General features: G+C 68.9%; 23 protein-coding genes. 14 read left to right on the plus strand and 9 right to left on the minus strand.

Annotated features, from left to right (window positions below):
• The first annotated feature begins 86 nt into the window (after positions 1-86).
• Positions 87-632, plus strand: a complete 546-nt coding sequence (locus tag BM417_RS36510) for an EF-hand domain-containing protein (protein ID WP_093604002.1) — start codon at positions 87-89, stop codon at positions 630-632.
• Here BM417_RS36510 and BM417_RS36515 read toward each other — a convergent pair whose 3' ends face one another.
• On the minus strand, positions 633-2231 hold the full coding sequence (locus tag BM417_RS36515; RefSeq protein WP_093604004.1) for an AMP-dependent synthetase/ligase: 1599 nt from the start codon (positions 2229-2231) through the stop codon (positions 633-635). It abuts the gene before it with no gap.
• A gap of 49 nt (positions 2232-2280) precedes the next feature.
• Between BM417_RS36515 and BM417_RS36520 the strand changes: the two genes are divergently transcribed.
• A complete protein-coding gene (locus tag BM417_RS36520) occupies positions 2281-2820 on the plus strand; it encodes a TetR/AcrR family transcriptional regulator (RefSeq protein ID WP_093604006.1) in 540 nt (179 codons plus the stop codon).
• Here the strand turns inward: BM417_RS36520 and BM417_RS48195 are convergent.
• Positions 2817-2957, minus strand: a complete 141-nt coding sequence (locus BM417_RS48195; protein WP_177320800.1) for a hypothetical protein — start codon at positions 2955-2957, stop codon at positions 2817-2819. The two genes, BM417_RS36520 and BM417_RS48195, sit on opposite strands and share 4 nt — an antisense overlap.
• Positions 2958-3024: 67 nt before the next feature.
• On the opposite strand from BM417_RS48195, the gene BM417_RS36525 reads away from it, so the two are divergent.
• The gene (locus tag BM417_RS36525) at positions 3025-3633 is read left to right on the plus strand and encodes an alpha-ketoglutarate-dependent dioxygenase AlkB (protein WP_245822452.1); all 609 of its coding nucleotides are present in this window, start codon (positions 3025-3027) and stop codon (positions 3631-3633) included.
• On the opposite strand, the gene BM417_RS36530 is transcribed toward BM417_RS36525, so the two are convergent.
• A complete protein-coding gene (locus BM417_RS36530; RefSeq protein ID WP_093604010.1) occupies positions 3599-4546 on the minus strand; it encodes an SDR family oxidoreductase in 948 nt (315 codons plus the stop codon). The two genes, BM417_RS36525 and BM417_RS36530, sit on opposite strands and share 35 nt — an antisense overlap.
• 138 nt (positions 4547-4684) lie before the next feature.
• Between BM417_RS36530 and BM417_RS36535 the strand changes: the two genes are divergently transcribed.
• Positions 4685-5524, plus strand: coding sequence for a helix-turn-helix transcriptional regulator (locus tag BM417_RS36535; protein ID WP_218164688.1), 840 nt, complete (start codon positions 4685-4687; stop codon positions 5522-5524).
• Here BM417_RS36535 and BM417_RS36540 read toward each other — a convergent pair.
• The 3 genes from BM417_RS36540 to BM417_RS36550 form a co-directional block, all read right to left on the minus strand.
• Positions 5496-6065: a TMEM175 family protein gene (locus BM417_RS36540; RefSeq protein ID WP_093604014.1), complete on the minus strand. Its 570-nt coding sequence runs from the start codon at positions 6063-6065 to the stop codon at positions 5496-5498. The two genes, BM417_RS36535 and BM417_RS36540, sit on opposite strands and share 29 nt — an antisense overlap.
• 31 nt (positions 6066-6096) lie before the next feature.
• Positions 6097-7740 carry a PHP domain-containing protein gene (locus BM417_RS36545; RefSeq protein WP_143138959.1) on the minus strand — a complete coding sequence of 548 codons (1644 nt, stop codon included), beginning with the start codon at positions 7738-7740 and terminating at the stop codon, positions 6097-6099.
• 71 nt (positions 7741-7811) lie between these two features.
• Positions 7812-9200 (minus strand): PP2C family protein-serine/threonine phosphatase, encoded by a 1389-nt coding sequence (locus tag BM417_RS36550; RefSeq protein ID WP_093604018.1) that lies wholly within the window; start codon positions 9198-9200, stop codon positions 7812-7814.
• A 137-nt stretch (positions 9201-9337) separates the two neighbouring features.
• On the opposite strand from BM417_RS36550, the gene BM417_RS36555 reads away from it, so the two are divergent.
• Positions 9338-13483: a hybrid sensor histidine kinase/response regulator gene (locus BM417_RS36555; RefSeq protein ID WP_093604020.1), complete on the plus strand. Its 4146-nt coding sequence runs from the start codon at positions 9338-9340 to the stop codon at positions 13481-13483.
• A 145-nt stretch (positions 13484-13628) separates the two neighbouring features.
• On the opposite strand, the gene BM417_RS36560 is transcribed toward BM417_RS36555, so the two are convergent.
• Positions 13629-13997, minus strand: coding sequence for an STAS domain-containing protein (locus tag BM417_RS36560; RefSeq protein ID WP_245822454.1), 369 nt, complete (start codon positions 13995-13997; stop codon positions 13629-13631).
• A 95-nt stretch (positions 13998-14092) separates the two neighbouring features.
• Here BM417_RS36560 and BM417_RS36565 point away from each other — a divergent pair, with 95 nt between their 5' ends.
• Positions 14093-14488 (plus strand): ATP-binding protein, encoded by a 396-nt coding sequence (locus tag BM417_RS36565; protein WP_245822456.1) that lies wholly within the window; start codon positions 14093-14095, stop codon positions 14486-14488.
• A 74-nt stretch (positions 14489-14562) separates the two neighbouring features.
• A complete protein-coding gene (locus tag BM417_RS36570) occupies positions 14563-14916 on the plus strand; it encodes an STAS domain-containing protein (protein WP_093604026.1) in 354 nt (117 codons plus the stop codon).
• Here BM417_RS36570 and BM417_RS36575 read toward each other — a convergent pair.
• The gene (locus BM417_RS36575; RefSeq protein WP_093604028.1) at positions 14913-15797 is read right to left on the minus strand and encodes a Ppx/GppA phosphatase family protein; all 885 of its coding nucleotides are present in this window, start codon (positions 15795-15797) and stop codon (positions 14913-14915) included. The genes BM417_RS36570 and BM417_RS36575 overlap by 4 nt on opposite strands.
• Before the next feature lie 109 nt (positions 15798-15906).
• Here BM417_RS36575 and BM417_RS36580 point away from each other — a divergent pair, with 109 nt between their 5' ends.
• The 3 genes from BM417_RS36580 (at position 15907) to BM417_RS36590 (ending at position 19300) form a co-directional block, all read left to right on the plus strand.
• The gene (locus BM417_RS36580) at positions 15907-16890 is read left to right on the plus strand and encodes a hypothetical protein (protein ID WP_093604030.1); all 984 of its coding nucleotides are present in this window, start codon (positions 15907-15909) and stop codon (positions 16888-16890) included.
• A 4-nt stretch (positions 16891-16894) separates the two neighbouring features.
• Positions 16895-17881 carry a GNAT family N-acetyltransferase gene (locus BM417_RS36585; RefSeq protein ID WP_143138960.1) on the plus strand — a complete coding sequence of 329 codons (987 nt, stop codon included), beginning with the start codon at positions 16895-16897 and terminating at the stop codon, positions 17879-17881.
• Positions 17882-18094: 213 nt separating this feature from the next.
• Positions 18095-19300 (plus strand): glycoside hydrolase family protein, encoded by a 1206-nt coding sequence (locus BM417_RS36590; RefSeq protein WP_093604034.1) that lies wholly within the window; start codon positions 18095-18097, stop codon positions 19298-19300.
• 61 nt (positions 19301-19361) lie between these two features.
• Here the strand turns inward: BM417_RS36590 and BM417_RS47230 are convergent, their stop codons facing one another.
• On the minus strand, positions 19362-19913 hold the full coding sequence (locus BM417_RS47230) for a superantigen-like protein SSL4 (protein WP_143138961.1): 552 nt from the start codon (positions 19911-19913) through the stop codon (positions 19362-19364).
• A gap of 25 nt (positions 19914-19938) precedes the next feature.
• Between BM417_RS47230 and BM417_RS36605 the strand changes: the two genes are divergently transcribed.
• From BM417_RS36605 to BM417_RS36620, 4 genes are all read left to right on the plus strand, one after another.
• Entirely contained in the window at positions 19939-20604 is a 666-nt protein-coding gene (locus BM417_RS36605) for a response regulator transcription factor (protein ID WP_093604040.1), read from the plus strand.
• The gene (locus BM417_RS36610; RefSeq protein WP_093604042.1) at positions 20601-21881 is read left to right on the plus strand and encodes a HAMP domain-containing sensor histidine kinase; all 1281 of its coding nucleotides are present in this window, start codon (positions 20601-20603) and stop codon (positions 21879-21881) included. The genes BM417_RS36605 and BM417_RS36610 overlap by 4 nt, the downstream gene beginning before the upstream one ends.
• Before the next feature lie 425 nt (positions 21882-22306).
• Positions 22307-22930, plus strand: a complete 624-nt coding sequence (locus BM417_RS36615) for a DUF4360 domain-containing protein (protein WP_093604044.1) — start codon at positions 22307-22309, stop codon at positions 22928-22930.
• A 201-nt stretch (positions 22931-23131) separates the two neighbouring features.
• Positions 23132-23644 (plus strand): histidine kinase, encoded by a 513-nt coding sequence (locus BM417_RS36620; protein WP_093604046.1) that lies wholly within the window; start codon positions 23132-23134, stop codon positions 23642-23644.
• The last annotated feature ends 100 nt before the right edge of the window (positions 23645-23744 follow it).

Consider the following 23744-nt stretch of genomic DNA (forward strand, 5'->3'; position numbering starts at 1 on the left):
ACCCGAAACGGTCGATCACCGCAAGGATTCCACCCGGCCTGCCGATCCCGAAGATGATCACCAGTTTGTTGACACCAGAGGGAAAAATGACGCAGGCACTGCTGGATCGCAAGTGGGACAACTTCTTCAACCACTTCGACGCCAACGGCAACGGGTACATCGAACACGAGGACTTCGTGCAGCGCGGCGAAGAGGTCGCCACGGCGTGCGGCTACGACCCTGCTTCCGAGCGCGCGAAGTCGGTGGCGGACGGGTTCCAGCAGGTGTGGACCTCGCTCGTCGGTTCGCTCGACACCGATGGTGACGGCCGCGTCTCCCGCGGCGAGTTCGTCGCGGGCATGGCGGTTCTCGCCGAGGACGACAGCTACGACACGATCTTCCAGCCGGCCATCGACGCGTTGCTCGTCATCGGCGACGAGGACGGCGACGGCAGGCTGAGCATGAACGACTGGCTGCGCCTTCAGGGCGGCTACGGCACTCCCCTGCCCGCCGCCGAGGAGTCGTTCCGCCTGCTCGACGCCGACGCCAGCGGTTACCTGACGCGCGCCGAGATCTCGGTCGCCACCAGGGAGTACTTCACCAGCACCGACCCTAAGGCCGCCGGCAACAACCTCTACGGCCCGCTGGTCTGATCAGTAAAGACCGTCGAGAACGTCCTTGTAGCGCTTCTCGATCTCACGCCGGCGCGGCTTCAGCGACGCGGTCAGCAACCCGTCCTCGACGCTGAAGTCGTGCTCCAGAACGGCAAAACGCTTGATCGTCTCGTGCCGCGCGAGCTGCGCGTTGACGGTCTTGACGGCGTTCTCGACCTCGGACTCCGCATCGGTGAGCCCCGCGGCGGTGTCCGGGTCGAGCGTCACGAGCGCCACGCAGTACTTGCGCCGGTCGCCGTGCACGATCACGTTGCTGATGTACGGCGACGCCGCGTTGATCATGCTCTCGATCCGGGTCGGCGCCACGTACTTGCCGCCCGAGGTCTTGATCAGTTCCTTCTTGCGGTCGGTGATCTTCAACCGGCCCGCGTCGTCGAGCTCGCCGATGTCGCCGGTGTGCAGCCAGCCGTCGACCAGCGACTCCGCGGTCGCGTCCGGCCGGTTGTGGTAGCCGCGCATCACGCCGGGGCCGCGCAGCAGCACCTCGCCGTCGTCGGCGATCTTGACCTCCATGCCGGGGATCGGCGGCCCGACCGTGCCGATCCGGATCATGCCCGGCCGGTTGAAGAACGTCGCCGCGGACGACTCGGTGAGCCCGTAGCCCTCCAGGATCGTGATGCCGGCGCGCTCGAAGAACTCCGCGATCTCCGGCGCGAGCGGCGCCGAGCCCGACACGAAGTAGCGGATCCGGCCGCCCACCCGGTCGCGCAACTTGCGGTACACCAGGCGATCCGCGAGCCAGCGCGTCGCCGGGCCGTGCTCGCGGTCGGCCCACCGGAAGATCTTCTCGGTGGCGCCGCCCTTCTCCCGCGCTCCCGCGACGATCCGGCCGTGGATCTTCTCGAAGATGCGCGGCGCGGCGGCCACGATGGACGGTCGCAGCTCGCCGAGGTTGTCCACGATCCGCTCGACACTGCCGTCGACGGCCGTCGGCACGCCCGCGGCGATCATCGCCATCGTCAGCACCTTGCCGAACGCGTGCGACAGCGGCAGCCACAGGAAGTGCAGGTCGGTCGGCTGCAGAATACCCAGGGACGCAATGGCTTCCGACGTCGTCAGCCAGTTGTCGTGGGTGAGCTCGACGCCCTTGGGCGTGCCGGTCGTGCCCGAGGTGTAGATCAACGTCGCCAGGTCGTCCGGCGCGAGCCCGTCGATCAACGCCTCGTAGTCGCCCGAAGCCTGAGGAACCGCGCCGAACCGCAGCACCTCGACACCGTCCGGCATCATCGCGGCGTGCTCGTCGGTCTCGACGACCACGATCCGGCTGCCGGAGTCGCCGATGATGTGCGCGACCTCCGCGGCCGTGCTGTTCGGGTAGATCGTGGTGGTGGCGCCCCCGGCGGCGAGCACGGCGAGGTCGGTGACGATCCACTCGATGCTCGTGCGCCCCATCAACGCCACGCGGTCGCCCTTGCGCAGGCCCTGCCCACCCAGGCCGAACGCCTCGGCGGCGACCCGTTCCTGCAGCTCGGACCACGTGAGCGAGATCCAGCCACCGTTGTCGCGGTACCGCATCGCCTCGGCGTCGGGCGTGCGGGCGACCCGGTCGCGCAGCAGGCCGGGAATCGACAGCGCCATTGCTCTCCCCTTCTCTGGAGCGTCGCTCCAGAGCGGTACTCTAACTCTCATGTCCGACCGACGACAGTCTCTCCTCGACGCGGCGCTCAGGCTCGTCGAGGAAGGCGGCCTCGACGCCGTCACGATCGCGGCGCTGACCGAGCGGTCCGGCATGTCCAACGGCAGCATCTACCACCACTTCGGCAGCCGTGCGGGCGTGTTCGCGCAGCTCTACGCCGACAGCTACGCCCGTTGCGTCGCCGCGATGCTGCCCGCGCTGAAAGCAGAGACGGCGTCCGAGGGCGTGCGCGGACTGACGCTGAGCTACCTCGACTGGGTCATGGCGAACCCCAGCCGGGCCCGTTTCCTCTACGCCGCACCGGACCACGCCGACCCGGCGGCCAAGATGGCGGAGTTCGCGCCGGTGCTGGCCTGGTTCCTCGACCGGATGGCGGCCGGCGACCTGCGCACTGTGCCACCGTGGGCGTTGGAGCCCGTGGTGATGGGACCCGCGCACGAGTCGGTGCGACGGTTCCTGCTCGGGGTGTTCGATCTGGCCGAGGCGCGCGAGATCGTCGCGGACGCCGTGTGGGCCGTGCTGAAGCCCTAGTCGGCGGAAGCCTTCGGCTCCGGGAAGACGACGTTGCCGTTGACGCTTCCCAGCTGCACGACGGTGCCGAACACCGTCCCGCTGATGATGTTGACGGTTCGCTCCGCCTGCCCTGCCTCGTCGTCATCCCCAGTCATGCCGCCATTATCAGCTACGAACGACCTTCGTTGGCCATAGAACACCTGTTCGATTATGCTGCGGTCCATGCGCCAGGGATCACTGTTCGACCTGGACGCGGAGCCGGAACTGGCCCCGCTCGCCCCGCGCCGCACCGAACTCGGCCACGGCGCGTGGATCGACGTGCAGCCGGGCTGGCTCGCGGGCGCCGACGCGTTGTTCGACCAGCTCGTCGACGAGGTGCCGTGGCGTGCCGAACGCCGCCAGATGTACGACGCCGTGGTCGACGTGCCGCGTCTGCTCTGCTTCTACAGCGGCACGTTGCCGTTCGACGTCCTCACCGCGGCCCGCGACGTGCTCTCCGAGCACTACCTGCCTGAGCTGAACGAACCGTTCACGACCGCCGGCCTCTGCTACTACCGCGACGGGCGGGACAGCGTGGCGTGGCACGGCGACACGATCGGCCGCGGCCAGACCGAGGACACGATGGTCGCGATTCTCTCCGTGGGCACCCCGCGTGCCCTGCTGCTGCGGCCGCGCGGAGGCGGTGAGACGCACAGGTACGCGTTGGGGCACGGCGATCTGCTCGTGATGGGCGGCTCGTGCCAGCGCACGTGGGAGCACGCCATCCCGAAGACCTCGAAGGTGGTCGGGCCGAGGATCAGCGTCCAGTTCCGCCCGCACGGAGTCCGCTAGCGACCAGCTCCTCGGACACCCGCCACACGCGCTGGGCCTCGTCCGTGCCGCGCAGACGGCTGTAGAGAGCCTGCTCGGCGGGCGGTCCGCTCAGGTGGCCGAAGCTGCTCGGCCCGTAGAACACCCCGGCTTGCGGTGCCGTCGCGGCGAGCAGTGCCGGGAGCTGGGCGGACTCGACGGTGCCGAGGACGCCCACGCTGGACAGGACCCGGATCGCGCGCACGCCGAGCGTGTCGTTGGCGCGGCCGACCTCCGGGCGGGCGGCGAGCAGGTTCGTGGGGGCCACGCCGGGATGGGCGAGGTTGCTCGTGATGCCCCAGCCGCCCGCCTCGCTGCGCCGCGCGAGCTCCAGTCCGAACAGGCCAAAAGCGATCTTCGACTGGCTGTAGGCCTTGCCGCCGTTGTACGAGCGCTCCCAGTTCAGGTCGTCCCAGTTGATGGCGTTCTGGTTGGCGGCGATGCTGACCTGCGAGGTCACGCGCGCACGGCCGGCCTTCAGCAACGGCAGCAGCTGCGCGACGAGAGCGAAGTGGCCGAGGTGGTTGGTGCCGAACTGGAGCTCGAACCCGTCCGCGGTCGTCTGCCGCTCGGGCGGGGTCATGACGCCCGCGTTGTTGATCAGGATGTGGACGGGCCTGTCCTCCGCCAGCAACACCGAGCCCAGCGCGGTGACCGAGGCCAGCGAGGAGAGGTCGAGCGAGCGCAACGACACGTCGGCGTCCGGAGCCTGCCGCCGGATCGCGGCGATCGCCGCCTCGCCCTTGCGCTGGTTGCGGACGGGCATGACGACCTCGGCCCCGGCCACAGCGAGCCGTCCCGCGATACCGAGTCCGACACCGTCGCTGGCGCCGGTGATGACGGCCCGCCTGCCGGTCAGATCCGGGACCTCGACGTCGAACTTCCTGCCGGCCATCGGGCACTCCCCTGCTCGTTGTGGTGTTGTCCTCCACAGTGGCCGGACCAGCGCGCCCGCATCCAGGACCTCTCGCTCCGTGGCTACGGCAGCGCGCGCACGTTAGAAAGCAGGGAGACGAAGGGAGCCGACGTGGCGATCGACCGAGCCGGCCTGGCGGCGTTCCTGCGCCACCGCAGGGAGGCGTTGCAGCCCGAGGACATCGGACTCCGGCGCGGGCCGCGACGCAGGACCAACGGGCTGCGCCGCGAGGAGGTCGCCGCCCGGTGCAACATGTCCACCGACTACTACGCGCGCCTGGAACAGGAACGCGGCACACACCCGTCCGAGCAGATGATCGCGGCGATCGCCCAGGGCCTGCACCTGTCGCTGGACGAGCGCGACCACCTGTTCCGGCTCGCCGGGCACAGCCCACCGCACCGCGGCGCGCTCAGCGAGCACGTCAGCCCCGGCCTCGCGCGGATCTTCGACCGCCTCCAGGACACCCCGGCCGAGATCGTCACGGAACTCGGCGAGACCCTGCGCCAGACCCCGCTCGGCATCGCGCTCACCGGCGACGCGAGCCGGTACACCGGCCCGGCCAGGAGCCTCGGCTACCGGTGGTTCGCCGACCCGGACTCCCGCGCGCTGTACGCACCCGACGACCACGAGTTCCTCGGCCGGATGTTCGCCTCCGGCCTGCGCGAGGCCCTCACCCGGCACGGCCCCGGCTCCCGCGCCGCGCACTACACCGAACTGCTGCTCGCCCGCAGCGAGGAGTTCCGGACCCTGTGGGCCGCCCAGGAGATCGGCCTGCGCCCCAAGGAGTTCAAGCGGTACGTCCACCCGAGCGTCGGTGCGCTGGAACTGCAGTGCCAGACGTTGCTGGACCCCGACCAGAATCACTTCCTGCTGGTCTACACCGCGACGCCCGGCAGCGAGAGCTACGAGAAGCTTCAGCTGCTGGCCGTCATCGGATCCGCTGCACTACCGGGCTGACCAGCAACAGCAGCAGGCCCCAGTAGCTGATGAACGGCGACAGCACGAGGGCGATCAGCAGCACGACGGTCGGGATGATGGCCCGCAGCACCACCGGCCGCGTGAGCCCGCGCGCTTCCACGGCCAGCTCCGGGTTGCCGTGCACGAGCAGCGTGATCGCGGTCAGCAACACGCTGCTGACGGTGATCGTGCCGATGTAGAAGTACTGCGTGAAGTGGTCCTCACCCGGCCGGCCGGCGAGCTCGGTCGGGAACGGCAGCACCACGATCGTGAGCAGCCAGGCCATGTTCAGCGTCACGAGCACCGAGTTGTACTGCTTCACGTTCTCGAACAGCCGGTGGTGGGTGAGCCACAGGTGCGCGATGACCGCGAAGCTCAGCAGGAAGCTGAAGATCTGCGGCCAGTGGTGGGCGACCAGCTCGCTCGCGGGCTCGGAGCCCGGTTCCGAGGTGATCTCCACCAACGGCAGCACCAGCAAGGTGATCGCGATGGCGACCACGGCGTCGGTGAAGAGAACCAGGCGGTCGGGCTCGCGCTTCATGGACACCCGACCACCGTAGTCCTGAAAGGACTCAGATCACGTCCACGAACACCGGGTTGGCGTAGAACCAGAGGTCGGCCCACGGGTCCGAGTTGGCGATCTCGTCGACCATCGGGTCACCGGACGAGGTGAGCCGCTTGCCGTCACTTCCCCGCAGCCGCAGGTAGAACGACCGCTCGACGTTCTTGAAGGTGTGCGTGAACCGGATCTTGCCCGTGCGCGGCACCTCGAACGTCTTCGCGACCGTCGTCTCCGGCGCCAGGAACAGGTCGCGGTCCGCGGACGGACCGGTCACCGGACCCGAGATCAGGTCGACCTTGGCCAGCACGGGCTTGGTGCCCGAGAAGTTCGGGCCGTCGGTGCGGTCGATCTCGATCGTGATCTCGACGTCGCCGCCGCGGCGCACGAACGTCCGCCCGCCCAGCGTCACGCCGCGCAGGTCGTCACGCGACCGCACGCGCAGCTCCAGGCCGTCAATCAGGCGGCCGTGCACGGTCAGCACCTTGCCCGACTGCAGGCCCCGCATGATGTCCACATAGGACTTCGACCGCGCGCCGACGACGTTCGCGCCGTACTGGCCGGGGAAGAAGTCGCCGTAGGTGGTCTGCTTGACGCCCGAGTCGATCGGCGCGCCCTTCGACCCGGTCGTGGCGTAGTCCTGCTTGCCCGGCGTGAGGGTGTCGTTGAAGACCTGGTGCACGTCCGAGTTCGCGGTGATCCACCACGGGCGTCCCTCGGCGAGCAGGGAGTCCCACAGACCGCCGACCTTCGCGGTCATCCAGTCGAACCCGCCGTGCGTGCGGTACGACTCCAAGGGGTAGCCGGGGAACGACTCCGGCCCGGGGGCGGCCGTGTCGTAGTAGCCGCGCGCACGGCCGGAGCCGCCCGCGGACTTCGGCGTGCCGGCGGCCTGGTGACCGGGCGCGCCCTCCATGCCGACCGCGACGCCCGGAGCCGCGTCGCGCCAGCCGCGGATCTCGTGCGGGCTGTCCACACCGCGCCGCGACGGGTGGTTCGCGAACATCAGCGCGATCTCGGTCCGTCCGGAGAGGACCTGCGCCTCCAGGTACCGCAGCGCGGCCAGGGCGAGCGACTCGGTGTTGTTCGCGATGCGGCCGTCGTAGGAGAGCTCGAAGGCCTTGAGGATGTCGACGGTGTTCCTGCCGGGCGGCATGAACACGGTGGCGTGCTCCGCGCCGGGGATGTTCCACTCGAGGCCCTGGTAGACCAGCACGTCGCGCTGGGAACGGCGGACGCGCTCGATGTCCGGCGTGATCTGGTCGATCGAGAACTTCTGGTGCGCGACGCCACCGTGGTCGGTGATGACGACCCAGTCGAGGCCGAACTCGTGGGCCTTCCCGACCTGCTGCGCGATCGTGTACTGGCCGTCGTCGGAGTACTGGGTGTGGATGTGGTGGTCGCCCGAGTACCAGCGCTCACCGCCGCCCCACGGGTTGACGGGGACGTGCGCCTCGGCCTTGCCCGTGCCGGCCGCGACACCGGCGCCGACGGCACCGACCGCTCCGGCCGCGATGCCCAGGCCGGCCAGGAACTCGCGGCGGCGCACCGACGACGGACGGTCGTCCTCGGGGTCGAGCCAGCTGCCTTCGACCGGCTCTACCTCGTGGTGGTGGTGCGTGTGATCACCGTGCGAGTGATCGTGAGAGTGGGACATGCGCAGATCTCAACCGGTCAAGCTTGCGAGGCAAACGAACGGATGATGAACGCTTGTACCGGGAATTTCACTCACACGGCCTGGACCGCCAGCAAGGCCAGGTCGTCGTGATCGTCCCGATCCAGCCACTTGAGCACGGCCCGCTCGCAGTGCCGCGCGATCTCCTCCGCCGGCAGGCCCTTGCACTCCTTCAACAACGCCCGCATCCGCTGCTCGCCGAACAGTTCCGTGCGATCGGTGTGCGCGCGGGCCTCGGTGAACCCGTCGGAGTACAGCACCAGCGTGTCCCCCGGTGCCAGCGTGACCTGCTCGCCGGAGAACCGGACGTCCGACAGGATGCCGACGATCGCACCGGGCGCGCTCACCTCGTGCACGCTGCCGTCCGCCCGCAGGATCATCGGCGCGGGATGGCCGCCGGACGCGAGCGACAGCCGCGCTCCCCCGTTGGCCAGCGGCACCAGCTCGCCGACGACGATCGTGGTGAAGAGCTTCGAGCCGGTGGCGCGCAACGAGGTGTTGAGCAGGTGCAGCAGCCTCACCGGGTTCGTCTCGACCAGGGACAGCGCCTGGAGCGACTGCCGGACACGTCCACTGTGGACCGCGGCTTCCAGGCCGTGGCCGCAGACGTCGCCCAGCGCGAACGTGGCCGAACCGTCCGTGCGCGGGTGCACGTCGTAGAAGTCGCCGCCGACCATCGCGCGCTGGTGGGCCGGGATGAACACCGAGGCCATCGTCACACCGCGCACCTCGGGCAGCGGCAACGGCAGCAACGCCGACCGCAGCACCTCGATCGTCCGCTGCTGCTCGGTCAGCTTCGACGACGACTCCAGCGCCACGGCCGCGTGCTTGCCGAACAACCGGATGCGCTCGACGTCGTTCGGCGCGAAGTCGCCCTTGCGCACCACGACCAGCGCGCCGCCGACGCCCAGCGGTACGGCCAGGGCGCAGCCGTCGAAGTCCTCCTCCACACCCCAACTGCCGTCACCCAATGAGGTGATCCTGGTCAGCGTCGACGTACCGGTCAGCACCTCGGAGATCTCGGACGCCCGGCGAGGCGTGCGCACGACCGTCGGTTCGCCTCCGCCGCAACGCCACCACTCGAGCCGGTCACGGGTGGCGGGCACCACGGCGACGCAGTGCTCGCCCAGCAACTCCGCCGCGAGCTGCACGATCGTCTTCAGGGTCAGTTCCCGCGACGTGCCGCCGGCGAGCCGCAGATGGGCGTGATCGAGCGTGGAGTCCGTGAAGTACCAGGCACTCCAGCCCTCGCCGAGGTCGTGCTGGCGGCCCGCGACGTGCACGTCGAAGTGCCCGCCGAGGCCGAGCCGGGGGAACCGGTCGGCGGCCGCGGCGTTGCGCACGCGCACCACCCCGGCCGGGTCCACGACGAAGACGGCTTCGCGCAGCCCGTCCACGAGCCGCTGCCAGCCTTCGAGGTCGATCCCCACGGCGCTGCTCATCAGCAGTCGCCCAGCGCAGCCGGCCGAATCATCACGGCCTCCTGCGGGTAGTTGGCGTGCATCGCGGCATCAAGTTACCTCGCTCCCAACCTAACGTGGCAGGCTTGGCTGCGACCACCGAGGCACGGAGGCTTGGAGTGACCACGGCCAACGAAGAGACGGACGCGACCCTCGAACGGGTTCTCGCCGCCATGAGAGACCTGCGGGACGGCAACTTCCGCCGCAGGCTCGTGGTGCCGGGCAGCGGACCCGTCTCCGCGCTCGCGGACGTGTTCAACGAGATCGCGGAACGCAACCAGTGGCTCGCCGGTGAGCTGGGCCGGGTCCGCCAGGCGGTGGGCCAGGAGGGCCGGCTCACCGAACGGGTGGCGCCCGCGGGCACCGCCGGTGGCTGGTCGCTGATCGCGGACTCGGTGAACGGCCTGGTCGAGGACCTCATGCGGCCGACGAGCGAGCTGAGCCGCGTGCTCGCCGCCGTCGCCGAGGGCGACCTGACCAAGCGCATGTCGGACCAGACCCTGCGCGGTGAGTTCGCGACGCTCGGGTCGACGGTGAACGGCCTGGTCGACCAGCTCTCGTCGTTCGCCGACGAGGTCACCCGTGTCGCCCGCGAGGTCGGTACGGACGGTCGCCTGGGCGGTCAGGCCAAGGTGCCCGGCGTGGCCGGCACGTGGCGCGACCTGACCGACAACGTCAACTCGATGGCGAACAACCTGACCAACCAGGTCCGCAACATCGCCCAGGTCGCGACGGCGGTGGCGAACGGCGACCTGACGCAGAAGATCACCGTGGACGTCTCCGGCGAGATGCTGGAGCTGAAGAACACGCTGAACACGATGGTCGACCAGCTCTCCTCGTTCGCGGACGAGGTCACCCGTGTCGCCCGTGAGGTCGGCACGGACGGCAAGCTCGGCGGTCAGGCGAAGGTGCCCGGTGTCGCCGGTACCTGGCGCGACCTGACCGACAACGTGAACTTCATGGCGGACAACCTGACCACTCAGGTCCGCAACATCGCCCAGGTCACGACCGCCGTGGCGCTCGGCGACCTGACCCAGAAGATCACCGTGGACGCGCGCGGCGAGATCCTCGAGCTCAAGACCACGATCAACACGATGGTCGACCAGCTGTCGAGCTTCGGTGACGAGGTCACGCGTGTCGCCCGCGAGGTCGGTTCGGACGGCCGCCTCGGCGGTCAGGCGCAGGTGCCGGGCGTCGCGGGCACGTGGCGCGACCTCACCGAGTCGGTGAACGTCATGGCGAACAACCTGACGACCCAGGTCCGCAACATCGCCTCGGTCACCACCGCCATCGCGCGTGGCGACCTGACGCAGAAGATCACGATCGACGCCCGCGGCGAGATCCTCGAACTCAAGACCACGATCAACACGATGGTCGACCAGCTCAGCTCGTTCGCCGACGAGGCCACGCGCGTGGCCCGCGAGGTCGGCACCGAGGGCCGGCTGGGCGGTCAGGCGACGGTGCCGGGCGTCGCGGGCACGTGGCGCGACCTGACCGACAACGTCAACTTCATGGCGAACAACCTGACCAACCAGGTCCGCAACATCGCGCACGTCGCCACCGCCGTCGCGAACGGCGACCTGTCGCAGAAGATCACCGTCGACGCGCGCGGCGAGATCCTGGAGCTCAAGTCCACGCTGAACGTGATGGTCGACCAGCTGTCGTCGTTCGCCGAGGAGGTCACGCGTGTCGCGCGTGAGGTCGGCACCGACGGCCGGCTGGGCGGTCAGGCCCGCGTGCAGGGCGTCGCCGGCACCTGGAAGGACCTGACGGACAACGTCAACCTGATGGCGGACAACCTCACCAACCAGGTCCGCAACATCGCCGCCGTCGCCACCGCCGTCGCGACCGGCGACCTCTCGAAGAAGATCACCGTCGAGGCGAAGGGCGAGGTCGCGGCCCTGGCCGAGACCCTGAACGGCATGGTCGACACGCTGCGCGCGTTCGGCGACGAGGTCACCCGTGTCGCCCGTGAGGTCGGTACCGAGGGCATCCTGGGCGGCCAGGCACGCGTGTCCGGCGTCGCCGGCACGTGGAAGGACCTCACCGACTCGGTGAACTTCATGGCGGACAACCTCACCAACCAGGTCCGCAACATCGCCCAGGTCACCACCGCCGTCGCGCAGGGCGACCTGACGAAGAAGATCGACGTCTCCGCGCGGGGCGAGATCCTCGAACTGAAGACCACCATCAACACGATGGTCGACCAGCTCTCGTCGTTCGCCGACGAGGTCACGCGGGTGGCCCGCGAGGTCGGCACCGAGGGCAAGCTCGGCGGTCAGGCCGAGGTCGACGGCGTCGCCGGCACGTGGTCGAAGCTGACCGACAACGTCAACCAGCTCGCCTCGAACCTCACGACCCAGGTCCGCGCGATCGCCGCCGTCGCCACCGCCGTGACCGCGGGCGACCTGACCAGGCAGATCACCGTCGACGCGTCCGGAGAGCTCGCGGAGCTCAAGGACAACGTCAACCAGATGATCGCGAACCTCAAGGAGACCACGCGCGCCAACCGCGAGCAGTACTGGCTCAAGACCAACCTGGCCCGCCTGTCGGGCCTGATGCAGGGCCACCGCGACCTGCGCGCGCTGGCGTCGTTGATCATGAGCGAGCTGACGCCGCTGGTCAGCGCCCACCACGGCGCGTTCTTCCAGATCGAGGAGGACGACTCCAAGCAGATGCTGGAGCTCACCGCCTCGTACGGCTTCCGGCTGGACGCCGCCCGCGCGACCCACGTGGCCATGGGCGAGTCGCTGGTCGGCCAGTCGGCGCTGGAGAAGAAGACGATCCTGGTCACCCAGGTCCCCGGCGGCTACCTGACGGTCTCCTCCGCGCTGGGCGAGTCGGCCCCGGTCAACCTGGTGATCCTGCCGATCCTGTTCCAGGGCGAGACCCTCGGCGTGATCGAGCTGGCGTCGTTGAACGAGTTCTCCGACGTCCACCTGGACCTCCTTGACCAGCTCAAGGAGGCCATCGGCGTCAACGTGAACACGCTGCTCGCCAACTCCCGCACCGACGCCCTGCTGGTCGAGTCGCAGCGCCTCACCACCGAGCTGCGCGCCGGTTCCGAGGAACTCGAGGACCGGGCCCGCCAGCTCCAGACCGCCTCGAAGTACAAGTCCGAGTTCATGGCGAACATGTCCCACGAACTCCGGACACCGCTGAACTCGTTGCTGATCCTGGCGAAGCTGCTCGCCGACAACCTCGACGGCAACCTCAACGCCAAGCAGGTCGAGTTCGCCCGCACGATCCACTCGTCCGGCTCCGACCTGCTCCAGCTCATCAACGACATCCTCGACCTCACCAAGGTCGAGGCGGGCCACATGCAGCTGCACGAGGACCCGGTCCGCCTGGACGAGCTAGTCCGCTACGTCGAGACCCTGTGCCTGCCGCTGACGGCCGAGAAGAACCTCGAGTTCTCCGTCCGCGTGGACCCGAACGTGCCGGAGACCCTGCACACCGACGAACACCGCCTCCAGCAGATCCTGCGCAACCTGCTGTCCAACGCCGTGAAGTTCACCCACGACGGCGGCATCCGCCTGCACGTGCGCATGGACGACCCGTTCACCGTGGCGTTCGACGTGCACGACACCGGCATCGGCATCCCGGCCGAAAAGCTCGCCGTCATCTTCGAGGCCTTCCAACAGGCAGACGGCACCACGTCCCGCAAGTACGGCGGCACGGGCCTAGGCCTGTCCATCAGCCGTGAACTGGCTCAGCTCCTGAACGGCGCCCTGCGCGTGCGCTCGGAGCCCGGCATCGGCTCGACGTTCACCCTCTGCCTCCCCCTGGGCAAGGTCGTCTCGGACAGCTTCGTCCTGCCCGAACCGACCCCGATCGTCATGCCCGCTCCGGTGCTGGCCGCCTCCGGCGCGATGCGCTTCCACGGCGAGAAGGTCCTCGTGGTGGACGACGACCTGCGCAACGTCTTCGCCCTCACGAGCGTGCTGGAACTGCACGGCCTGGAGGCCATCTACGCCGACAACGGCATCACGGGCGTGCGGGCTTTGGAGCAGTACGACGACGTGGCCATCGTTCTGATGGACATCATGATGCCGGAGCTCGACGGCAACGCCACGATCTCCGCGATCCGCGCCATGGAGCGCTACGCCGACCTCCCGGTCATCGCCGTCACCGCCAAGGCGATGAAGGGCGACCGTGAGAAGTCCCTGGCCTCAGGCGCCACCGACTACGTCACCAAGCCGGTCGACACCGAACACCTGATCCGTTTGATCGCCTACTACCTGGGCGTGTCCGGAGAGGCTTAGTGGCGTGGCCCAGAACGTTGCCGGGCGAATTCGCGGTCAGACGGGTGCATCGTCGTACGACGAGGTGCCCTGCTGGGCGTGAATTACCCAGTCAACGTTCTGGGTCGCGCCACTGGAACGCGAACAGCGCGATACGAACAGGCCGTCACCGAGCCGAGTCGACGGCCTCCTGAACAGCCACGTCCACCGACTCGTGCAGGCTCAGCACCTCGGCCACGTCGGCCAGTTCGAACAACCGCCGGACCGGCCCCTGGGCGGCCGCGACGCGCAACTGCCCGCCGCCCTCCGCCAGCCGCCGATGCCAGTCCAGCACCAGCGCCAGCCCGGTCGAGTCCATGAAGGCCAGTTCCGACAGGTCCAGCACGGCGTGCACCCCGGTGACATCGGAGTCAAGCCGCGCGGACAGCAGGGGGACGGTGTCGATGTCCAGTTCACCGGCGACGGCGAGCACACGCCATCCCCGCTGGACCTCGCTGCCGACGTTGAGCTCCATCGTCGCCGTTCCTTCCGCCACGCCCGACTCGTGCGACCCAAATCGTGCAGCACGAGGCCCGACCATGCGACCACCGGGGGGCTGAAAGATCCGAACGGCACGCCGGATGTGCGACGATGCGCCTTGTGTTGAACGACCCACTGGCAGAGGTGCGGGTGATCCTGACCGCCGAGGGCGGCTCGTGCGCTCGCGCACGTCAGGTGGTGCGCGAGGCCGCTGCCTCGTGGGAGTTGTCCGAGGACCTCACCGACGACGCGCAGCTCGTGGTGACGGAGCTCGTGTCCAACGGCATCGACCACGGTGAGGGACCGATCACACTGACGGTGAGCCGGAAGGCGGGCGGGATGCTCGTCGAGGTGCACGACGAGTCGTCGCAGCTGCCTCAGCTCAGACCGGTGGACCCCAGCAGCGCGCGTGGGCGGGGCATGCAGCTCGTGCAGGCGCTGAGCGTTCGATGGGGAACGACGCCGCAGCGCGGCGGCAAGGTGGTCTGGGCCCATCTGGAGGCCTGAAGACCTGGTGAAAGCCTGTTCGGCTTGTGACTGCCGGACGTTGGCGCGTACGGTCGGTGCGGACGGGAGTCCTTATGAACCAGCTTCGACAGAGAACTACCTACGTCCAATCCATCCCGATCGTCTCGCTCACGGGTGAGATCGACATGATGTCGTCGGCTCCGGTGACCAGCAGGCTCGCCGAGTTGCTCGACCGCAAGCCGCCCGCCCTGGTCGTGGACCTGCGCGAGGTGCGGTTCTTCGGATCCGAGGGGATCCGCGCGCTCGTGGAGACCCAGGCCCAGGCCGACGAGCTCGGCGTCAAGTTCGGCGTCGTCAGCGACACCAGAGTCGTGTTGCGTCCGTTGGAGATGACGGCCGTCGACCAGTTGCTGTTGCTGTTCAACGACGTCAACGACGCCGTCACCGCTCTGAAGAGCAGCTTCTAGGCGGCTGACGACTTCCTCGCGCGAGAGCGCTCCACCAGCGAGAGCAGCAGGCCTTCCTTGGTGGACCACGGCGAGATGTCCACGACGTCGTGGCCAGAGACCTTCATCAACGCCTCCGCGACCACCGCGCCCGCCAGCGACTGCTGGGCCCGGTGGCGCGAGATCCCCGGCAGAGCCGCCCGTTCGCGCACCGAGAGCTTCGCGAGGCGCGGAATCCACTTCTCCAGGTCCTTGAGCCGCAGCTGGCGCGGCGAGTAGGCGCCGCTGCGCGCCCCGGCGAGGCGGGCCAGCTGTTCGAACACCTTCGAGCACCCGACCGCGCGAGCGCTCTCACCCCAGGGGAAAGCGGCTTCCAGACGCTCGGCCACCTCGGCGCGCATGTCCGTGACGGTCAGGCCGGCGCGGGTCAAAGTCCTTGCCCCCAAAGGCAACGACACCGCGCGCTCGGGTTCCGCCCCGGAGCCGGCGGCCAGTTCGACGGTGCCGCCGCCGACGTCCAGCACGACCATGGGGCCCGCGCCCCAGCCGAACCAGTGCCGGGCCGCGGCGTACGACAGGCGCGCTTCTTCCTTGCCGGACAACACTTTCAGGTCGACGCCGGTGCGTCTGGCGACCTTGCCGATGACCTCGGCGGAGTTCAGGCTGTCGCGCACGGACGAGGTGGCGAAGGACAGGAACGGGACGTCGCCCGCCTTCTTGCGGGCGGCCAGGACGGCGGCGCAGAGCGACTCGACGCCGTCGCGGCTGATGGCCCCGTCCGAATCCAGTTCGCGGTCCAGCCGCAGCCGGACCTTGTGGGACACCAGCGGACGCGTCAAGTCTCGTTCCACGACCACCAGGTGTGCGCTGAAGCACCCGACGTCCAGAACTCCGACCGACATCCGCCACCTTCCTTCTACCCGGTGTTCTTTACCCCATCGGCAGCCATTGTGCGGAACTCAGCCCCCGAACGAGCAATCTTGCCCTGATGAGATGCGTTACAGTCACCGAATGTCACTGGCGGAGATACCTTCCCGGCTCGAACACGCCCTCGGCAAGGCTCATTCCGGCGTAATCGTGCTGGCGGTGCACGGCCTCTCTTCGGACGTGGCCAAACAGTCGTGGCTGTCCGCCTCCGTCTCCACGCTGTCCTCGACGGTGCCGTCGACGTCCGCGACGGCGTTGCTGACCGCGCTGACAGGCGTCCCCGCAGACGTCCACCGCGTGCCGGGAATGGTGTACCGCAACGGATCCGGCCTCGTGCACGCCGTCAACGGCATGCCCGCGATCCCGAACCTGCCGACCGTGCTGGAACGTCACGGCGCGACCGTGCTGGCCCGCGAGCTCGACCTGCTCGAAGGAACCTGGGCGCAGGCCCTGTTGCGAGGGTGCACCCGGATACCCGCGCACGCCCTGCACAAACTCACCGCCCAGGCCGAGGACCCGCCGCTGCTCGTCGCCAACGTCGTCGCCGATCTCGACAAGGCGCTCAAGGACGCCAGGTTCCTCTGGACCTACGTCAACATCGGCGATCACGTGCGCCGCCACGGGTACGACGAGTCGGTCCACGAGGCGATGCTGCGTCTGGACGCGCACGCTTCCCGTTGGGCCGCACAGGGTTGGACCGTCGTCGCGCATTCGGACCACGGCATGGTCGCCGTCGACCCCGACCCGGAGCTCGTCGAGGCCTGGGACGCGATCGTGCGCGAGGAGTGCGTGATCCCCTCCGGCGGCGCGGGACGCACGCGCTGGCTGTACCCGAAGGCGGATCGCCTGGAGGCCGTTTTCGACCGCGTGGCAACGACTCTGGGCGACACGGCGACCGTGCACCACGCCACCGATCTCGGACTGCCCCAGCCGGAGGCCGGCCCGGTCGTCGCGGTGGCCGCGTCACCGAGGTTCCCGCTCCCGGATCCGTCCGTCCGCTACGAGAACGGCGGCCTGAGCCGCGACGAGATCGACGTCCCCTTCGCGGTCTGGCAAGCCGTACAGTGACCGTGTGCGCGTCGAATTCTCCAACACCATAAGGGAAATCGATTCTGCTGATTGGGACGCGGTGGTCCGCGACGCGGGCGCGCCGGTCTTCTACCGACACGCGTACGTCAGCGCCTACGAGCAGTCGCCGCTGACGACGGTCGACGCCTTCGCGTACTTCGTGGTGCGCGAAGGCGACAAGCCGATCGCGGTCCTGCCCGCCTACCTCCAGACGGCCGCGAATCCGTTGCGCCGCCTGCACGAGGCCTATCCGGAGGCGGTCGGCCAGCCCGCCCTGCTCAGTCACACCTGGCACTGCTACGACGCGCACGTGCCCGCCGCCGCGGAGGTGCTGCCGAGACTGCTGGACGCCATGATCCGCACGGCGTCGATCTTCGGCGCGCGCTGGTGCGGGTTCATGAACGTCCAGCGCGGCAACGAACTGTCGCGGGCGTTGCGAAGGGCCGGGCTGCCCGCGCGTCACCTCACCGACCGGTGGGCCACCGGCCTCACCACCTACGAGCACTACCTCGCGAGCCTGAGCCTGCGCGCCAGAGCGAACGTGCGGCGCAACGACCGAAGATCGACCGAGGCCGGCGTGACGATCGAGGCGCTGCCCGTCGACCACGCCGCGCTCGACGAGATCACCCTGCTGTGCGTCAAGACCGCCAGCCGCTTCGAGAACAACGGCTACTACCCCGGCGAGGCCTTCGCCAGGTTCGTGACGGCGCTCGGCGACCTCGCGCACGTGATCGAGGTGCGGCAGCACGGCAAGCTCGTCGCGGCCGGTGTCTGCCTCACCGACGCCACCCGCTTCCACACCTGGACGTGCGGCGTCGACTACGCCGTGGACGGCAACTACAGCCCGTACGGCGTGCTGTTCGCGGAGTCGGTCCGGCTCGCGATCCGCCTCGGCAAGTCGACGCTGGAAGGCGGCCGCGGCAACGAGGCCTTCAAGCGGCGGCACGGCCTGAGCCCACGCCATCTGGACGCCGTTCTCCACCGCATCTGAACAGCGAATTGTTCACAAGAGTGAACAATTGGTTTTACAACGTCGGATTCCAGGAAGTTCATATATCTGATCAACCGGCAACCGCACCCTTTACGCTGTTCAGCGGCCCGCAGCAAGGCGCGGGAATCAATTTTTGACGCACCTTTACACGCGTTGATCCGATCTGGCATCGTGGCGCCGGGCGCAAGACAATGAAAGGGACTGGACGGTCTCGTGAATCTGTCTCGACGCACCCTTCTGGCGTCCGCAGCGGCCACTCCCCTGCTCACCGGAGCAGGAGTCGCCATCGGCGCGGGAGAAGCCGCCGCTTCGCCCGCCACACTCCGCGCGGCCCTCGACTACGGCAACTCCAAGCTGAAGGCGGTCGCACCGGGCATCACCTCGTTCCCCGAGATCACCAGGGCCGAGAAGTGGACATACGTCGCCGACGGCGGCTGGATCGGCGGCTTCTGGCCGGGCACGCTGTGGCTCGCGCACCTCGACAGCGGCGACGCTCAGTTCCGCGCTCTCGCCGAAGCCGCCAACGACAGGCTGGCACCCCGCCGGCTCCAGCCGCGCGACCACGACCTGGGGTTCCTCTTCTACCCGTCCTGGGTCACCGCGTACCGGCTCACCGGCGGCACCAGGTGGCGGGACGGCGCGATCGACGCCGCGAACACGCTGATCCAGCGCTGGAACCCGGTCGGCAGGTACATCCGCGCGTGGGGCGCGCTGGGCACGCCGGGCAACGCGGGCCGCGTCATCATCGACACGATGATGAACCTGGACCTGCTCGCGTTCGCCACCGAGCAGACCGGCGACCGCAAGTTCCTCGACATCGCGATCGCGCACGCCAGGACCACCCAGACGCACTTCGTCCGCCCGGACGGCTCGACCCCGCACGTGTTCGACTTCAACCCGGACACCGGCGCGGCGATCGGCCCGAACACGGTGCAGGGCTACAGCCCGACGTCGTGCTGGGCGCGCGGTCAGGCGTGGGGCATCTACGGCTTCACGACGATGTACCGCCGCACGGGCCTGCGCGAGTTCCGCGACACCGCGCGCAAGCTGTCGGACTACGCGCTGTCGGTGCTCACACCGGACAGCGTGCCGGTGTGGGACTACCGGTCGCCGCTGGGCGTCAACGACATCAAGGACTCGTCGGCGGGCGCGATCATGGCGTGCGGCCTGCTCGACCTGGCCAAGGCCACCGGCACCGACCGCTACCGCGACCGGGCGCTGAAGATCCTCGACGGCCTGGTCGGCACGTGTCTCACGACCAGGTCGGCGCGTGCTGAGGCGATCATGGCCCGCGGCACCCGCAACCGCCCGTCCGAGGACGGCGTGGAGGTCTCGCTGCCGTACGGCGACTACTACCTGTACGAGGCGATCCTGCGGGTGCTCAAGCCCGCTCAGATCGCCAAGGCCATCGGCCTGTAGCTCGCTGCTTCACGGCACGCGGGGAGCTTTCACTCTCTCGGAGAGTCCGTGGCGTCCCGCGCTACTGCTCGATCACCTTCGCCGTCGGCCCGTTGCTCCAGGTGGCTTCCAGCCTGGACAACCGGCCGGCGGCGTTGCGGAAGTTCACCACCAACGGCCCGCCGGGCTGTTCCACCGACACCGAGTAGCCGTCCGCGGGGGTGGCCGACAACGCCTGCACCCCCTGCGGCCGGTAGCGCACGACCACGTCCCCGCCCTGCAGGTGGAACGCGTGGACGTAGGAGCCGTCCGACTGCCATTCCCCCTGCGGAAGTTGAGCCGAGGTGGGACGCGCATCCGTACTACTGGGAGGAGCCGGAACAGACGTAGTGACCTCAGGAGGCCTGGTGGACGAAGGCGTGGCAGGTGGCGTGCTGACGGAGGGACCCGATTCGGGCGCCGGGACGCTGATCGAGGTGACGGTCGGCATCGGCAGGACGGCCGACCCCGTCGTGACCTGCACGGCGGCGACCGGGGCGGGTTCCATCGCCCACCGGATGCCGAACCAGGACAGGCCGATGGCGACCGTGGTCACCAAAGCCCAGGCGACCAGGTATCCGACCGACCGTCTCACTGCGACAATCCTCCTGTAGCGGCTCATGACATCAGTACTGCTCGTCGAGGACGACCCGGTGGTGCGGGCGGCGATCACGCGCGCCCTCACCGGCCAGGGCCACATCGTGCACGGTGTCGCGCTCGCGATCGAGGCCTTGCGCGAAGTCACCGCCAACAAATACGACGTCGTGGTGCTCGATCTCGGACTCCCCGACCTCGACGGCGGTGACGCGCTGCGGATGATCCGGGGCGTCACGAACACCCCGGTGGTCATCGCGACCGCCCGCGACGACGAGGCCGAGATCATCCGGCTGCTCAACGCGGGCGCGGACGACTACCTCGTCAAACCCTTCTCCAGCGAGCACCTCGAAGCCCGCCTCCAGGCGGTGCTCCGACGTGCCCGCGACAGCAAGCAACTCGTCATCGGCGGCCTGGAGATCGACGTGAACCTCCGCAGGGCCACTGTGGACGGCCAGGAACTCTCCTTGACCCACAAGGAGTTCGAGCTGCTCTCCTACCTCGCGGCACGGCAGGGGGAGGTGGTGCCGCGGGCGGAGATCCTGGCGAGCCTGTGGCCGTCCAACCGCGACGACCAGACTCTCGACGTCCATCTGTCCTGGTTGCGCCGCAAGCTCGGTGAGCGGGCCGCGCAGCCTCGTTACCTGCACACGGTGCGAGGAGTCGGCGTGCGCATGGTCGCTCCGCAATGAGGCGGTCACTGGTGCTGGTCGCTCTCGCGGCGACCAGCATGGTGGCGCTGGCGTTCCTCATCCCGCTCGCGATCGTCGTGAAGAGCTCCGCGTACACCCGCGCCCTGAGCGAGGCGGAGAAGCAGGCCAACGCGATGACGCAGACGTTGCTGATCACCCGCAAGCCGGAGGAGATCCGCCAGGTGATCAGGAGCACCCGGTACGGCGGCGAGCAGCGGCTGGCCGTGCACCTGAGCGTCCCGGCCCGCACCTACGGCTACTCGCACATCACCGCGGCGGACCTGCAGGAGGCCCAGAAGCGCGCGACGGCGTCCACGATCGAACGTCCCGATGGCGTGGCCTATCTGCAACCGCTGGCCAACAGCGAGAACGGGCTCGCGATCGTCGAGGCGTTCGTGCCGCACGAGCAGCTCACCCACGGCGTCATCGGCACCTGGTGGGTCCTGGCGGGCGTCGCGGTCGGCCTGGTCGCCGGGTCGGTGCTCGTCGCCGACCGCCTGGGCGCGCGGGCCGTCAAGGCCACCAGGGCACTGGCCGAGGGCGCGCGCCGGATGGGCCAGGGCGACCTCACGGTCCGCGTGCCGGTGAAGGGACCGCCCGAGTTCAAGGAGGTCGGCAAGGCCTTCAACGTCATGGCCGAGCGCGTCCGGCACCTGCTCGCCGCCGAACGCGAGGTGGTCGCCGACCTCTCGCACCGCCTCAGAACGCCTCTCACGGCCCTTCTCCTGGACGCGGACACCCTCGGCAGTGGGCAAGGGGCGGACCGGGTCCGCGAAGCCGTCCAGGGCCTGGAGAGGGAGGTCGACGAGATCATCAAGGCGGCCCGCTCCGGCCTGCAGCCCGACAACTCCGGCACCGACGCGGCCGGCGTGGTGCGCGACCGGCTGGTGTTCTGGTCCGCGCTCGCCGACGACCAGGAACGGCCGTGGACGATCCGCGGCGCGGACAAGCCCGCGCACGTGCCGCTCGCTCGCGCCGAGCTCGCCGCCGCACTGGACTCGTTGCTGGGCAACGTCTTCCGCCATACGCCGGAGGGCACGCGGTTCGCCGTGACGCTGGTGCACCAGGCCGATCTGGTGGCGCTGGTGGTCGAGGACGCGGGTCCCGGCATCGCGGACACCGAACGGGCGGTGCGGCGCGGCGCCAGCGGTGGCGGTTCCACGGGGCTGGGGCTCGACATCGCCCGCCGCGCCGCGGAAAGCACGGGTGGCTCTCTCCACGTCGACCGCGGGCCGCTGGGTGGGGCTCGCGTGCAAATGAGGCTCCGGAGGCTCTAGGTCCCCTTCGTCGGGGGCCGGAAAGACGAACACCGCCGGCGGCGCGGACCGTGGGACGGATCCGACGCCGCCGGCGGGCACCGGCCGGCTGCGCGGCACCGCTGCCGCACCACCGAGTCCCGAGCAGGAGGGAGGAACCCGATGAGCAGTGCGCGCTTGCCTTCCCACACCGGTGAAACGAGGTGGATCAGCCGGGGCTCTCGGCGCCTGGTGTGGGGACCGGCGTATTCAGTGGGTCTGGGTGATCGGTTTTTGCGATCTGACATGAAGTTAGCCGACCGCTGATCGTCGCCAATCCACCGTTCAGACGATTAATCCGTTTTAAATATATTTAAGTTCGCCCGGTCGGTCGTCCACGACTTAAGTCAATTTAAGATAACGTCACCCGCACGCCGCCATCCCCGTTCAAAATTGAAAGGCCACTCATGCTCAGTGCGATGGCAGCTACGGGTTTGGCACTCTCCCTCCTCGTCGCCCCTGAGGCGCCGAGCACGGCCGACGTGGTTCCGCCCGGAAAAATCACGGTCGACGTCGTCACGGTGAACGGTTCCGGCTGCCCCGCCGGAACGGCCGCGGTAGCGGTTTCGGACGACAACACGTCATTCACGGTGACGTACAGCGACTACACCGCCCAGGCCGGTTCCGGATCGACACCGACGCAGTTCCGCAAGAACTGCCAGCTGAACCTGCGCGTGCACTACCCGCAGGGCTTCACCTTCGGGATCGCGAAGGCCGACTACCGCGGGTTCGCGCACTTACCCAGAGGGGCGCGGGGCATGCAGCGCGCCAGCTACTACTTCGCCGGCCAGTCGGCCACGGTCACGAGCACGCACAACATCGCGGTGCCCACGAGCGACAACTGGCAGTTCACCGACTCCACCGACGTGGCTGAGATCGTCTTCGCGCCGTGCGGCGCGGTGCGGCACCTGAACGTGAACACCGAGGTGCGAGCGTTCACGAATACGGCGAACCAACCGTCATTCGTGTCGATGGACTCCACCGACGGCAGCGTCAACACCCGCTACCAGTTCGCCTGGAAGCGATGCTGACCCAGAATGATCACGGAGAGGGCCCGGCGCTATACTCACAGTGAGCATCGGGCCCTCTTCTCGTGACCCGCACGTGACTTTTGACGGGTGAGTCAACCAGGGCATTGCTTCCCGCGTATACCCATGTAGATTCCCGCTCACCGTGACGGCCATTCGGGTGACTGTCGCGGGCTCGCGCGCCGCACGCGAAACGGAGGCAGCATGCAGGCGAACGCCCAGACCGCCCAGGTCGACGACCTGACACTCATCGCGCTGCCCACCGCGGTGAACTGCGCGGATCTGTTCGTGCGCTTCACCCTTGGTGAGTGGCGCCTTCGGAACATGACCGCGGAGTGCTCGGCCGTCGCTTGCGCGCTGGTCGAGGCAGCCGTCGAATCAGCCGATCCCAAGACCTCGCGGCTGATCACGCTGCGACTGCGACTGAGCGGCGACTACCTCGTCGTCGAGCTGGAGGCAGCCAGGTTCATCATGCCGCCGACCTCGCCTGACCTGCGCACCGGCGAGCTTCAGCTCGGTGGCGGCATCAAGCTGATCTGGTGCGAGATGCAGCTGCCGACCGGCGTGAACGCCAACGCGGTGCCGCTGCCCCGGCGCGAGAAGCGCCGCTCCCCCGCCGCCGAGGCGCTGGGCGACGAGCCGGACGTCGATCCCGAGCTCATCCAGCGCATCCTGTTCGGCCTCGGTGGCTCGATGGGCAACGGCCAGCAGCGGTAACCCAGGTTTCACCCGCAAGGGCGCGTCCATCAGTGGACGCGCCCTTGTTGCGTTTTCGTCAGGTTCGCCGCGTGGACGCTTCACGAATTGATTTCCAGGT

The organism is Lentzea waywayandensis (genome assembly GCF_900115955.1).
GTDB classification, from domain to species: Bacteria; Actinomycetota; Actinomycetes; order Mycobacteriales; family Pseudonocardiaceae; genus Lentzea; species Lentzea waywayandensis.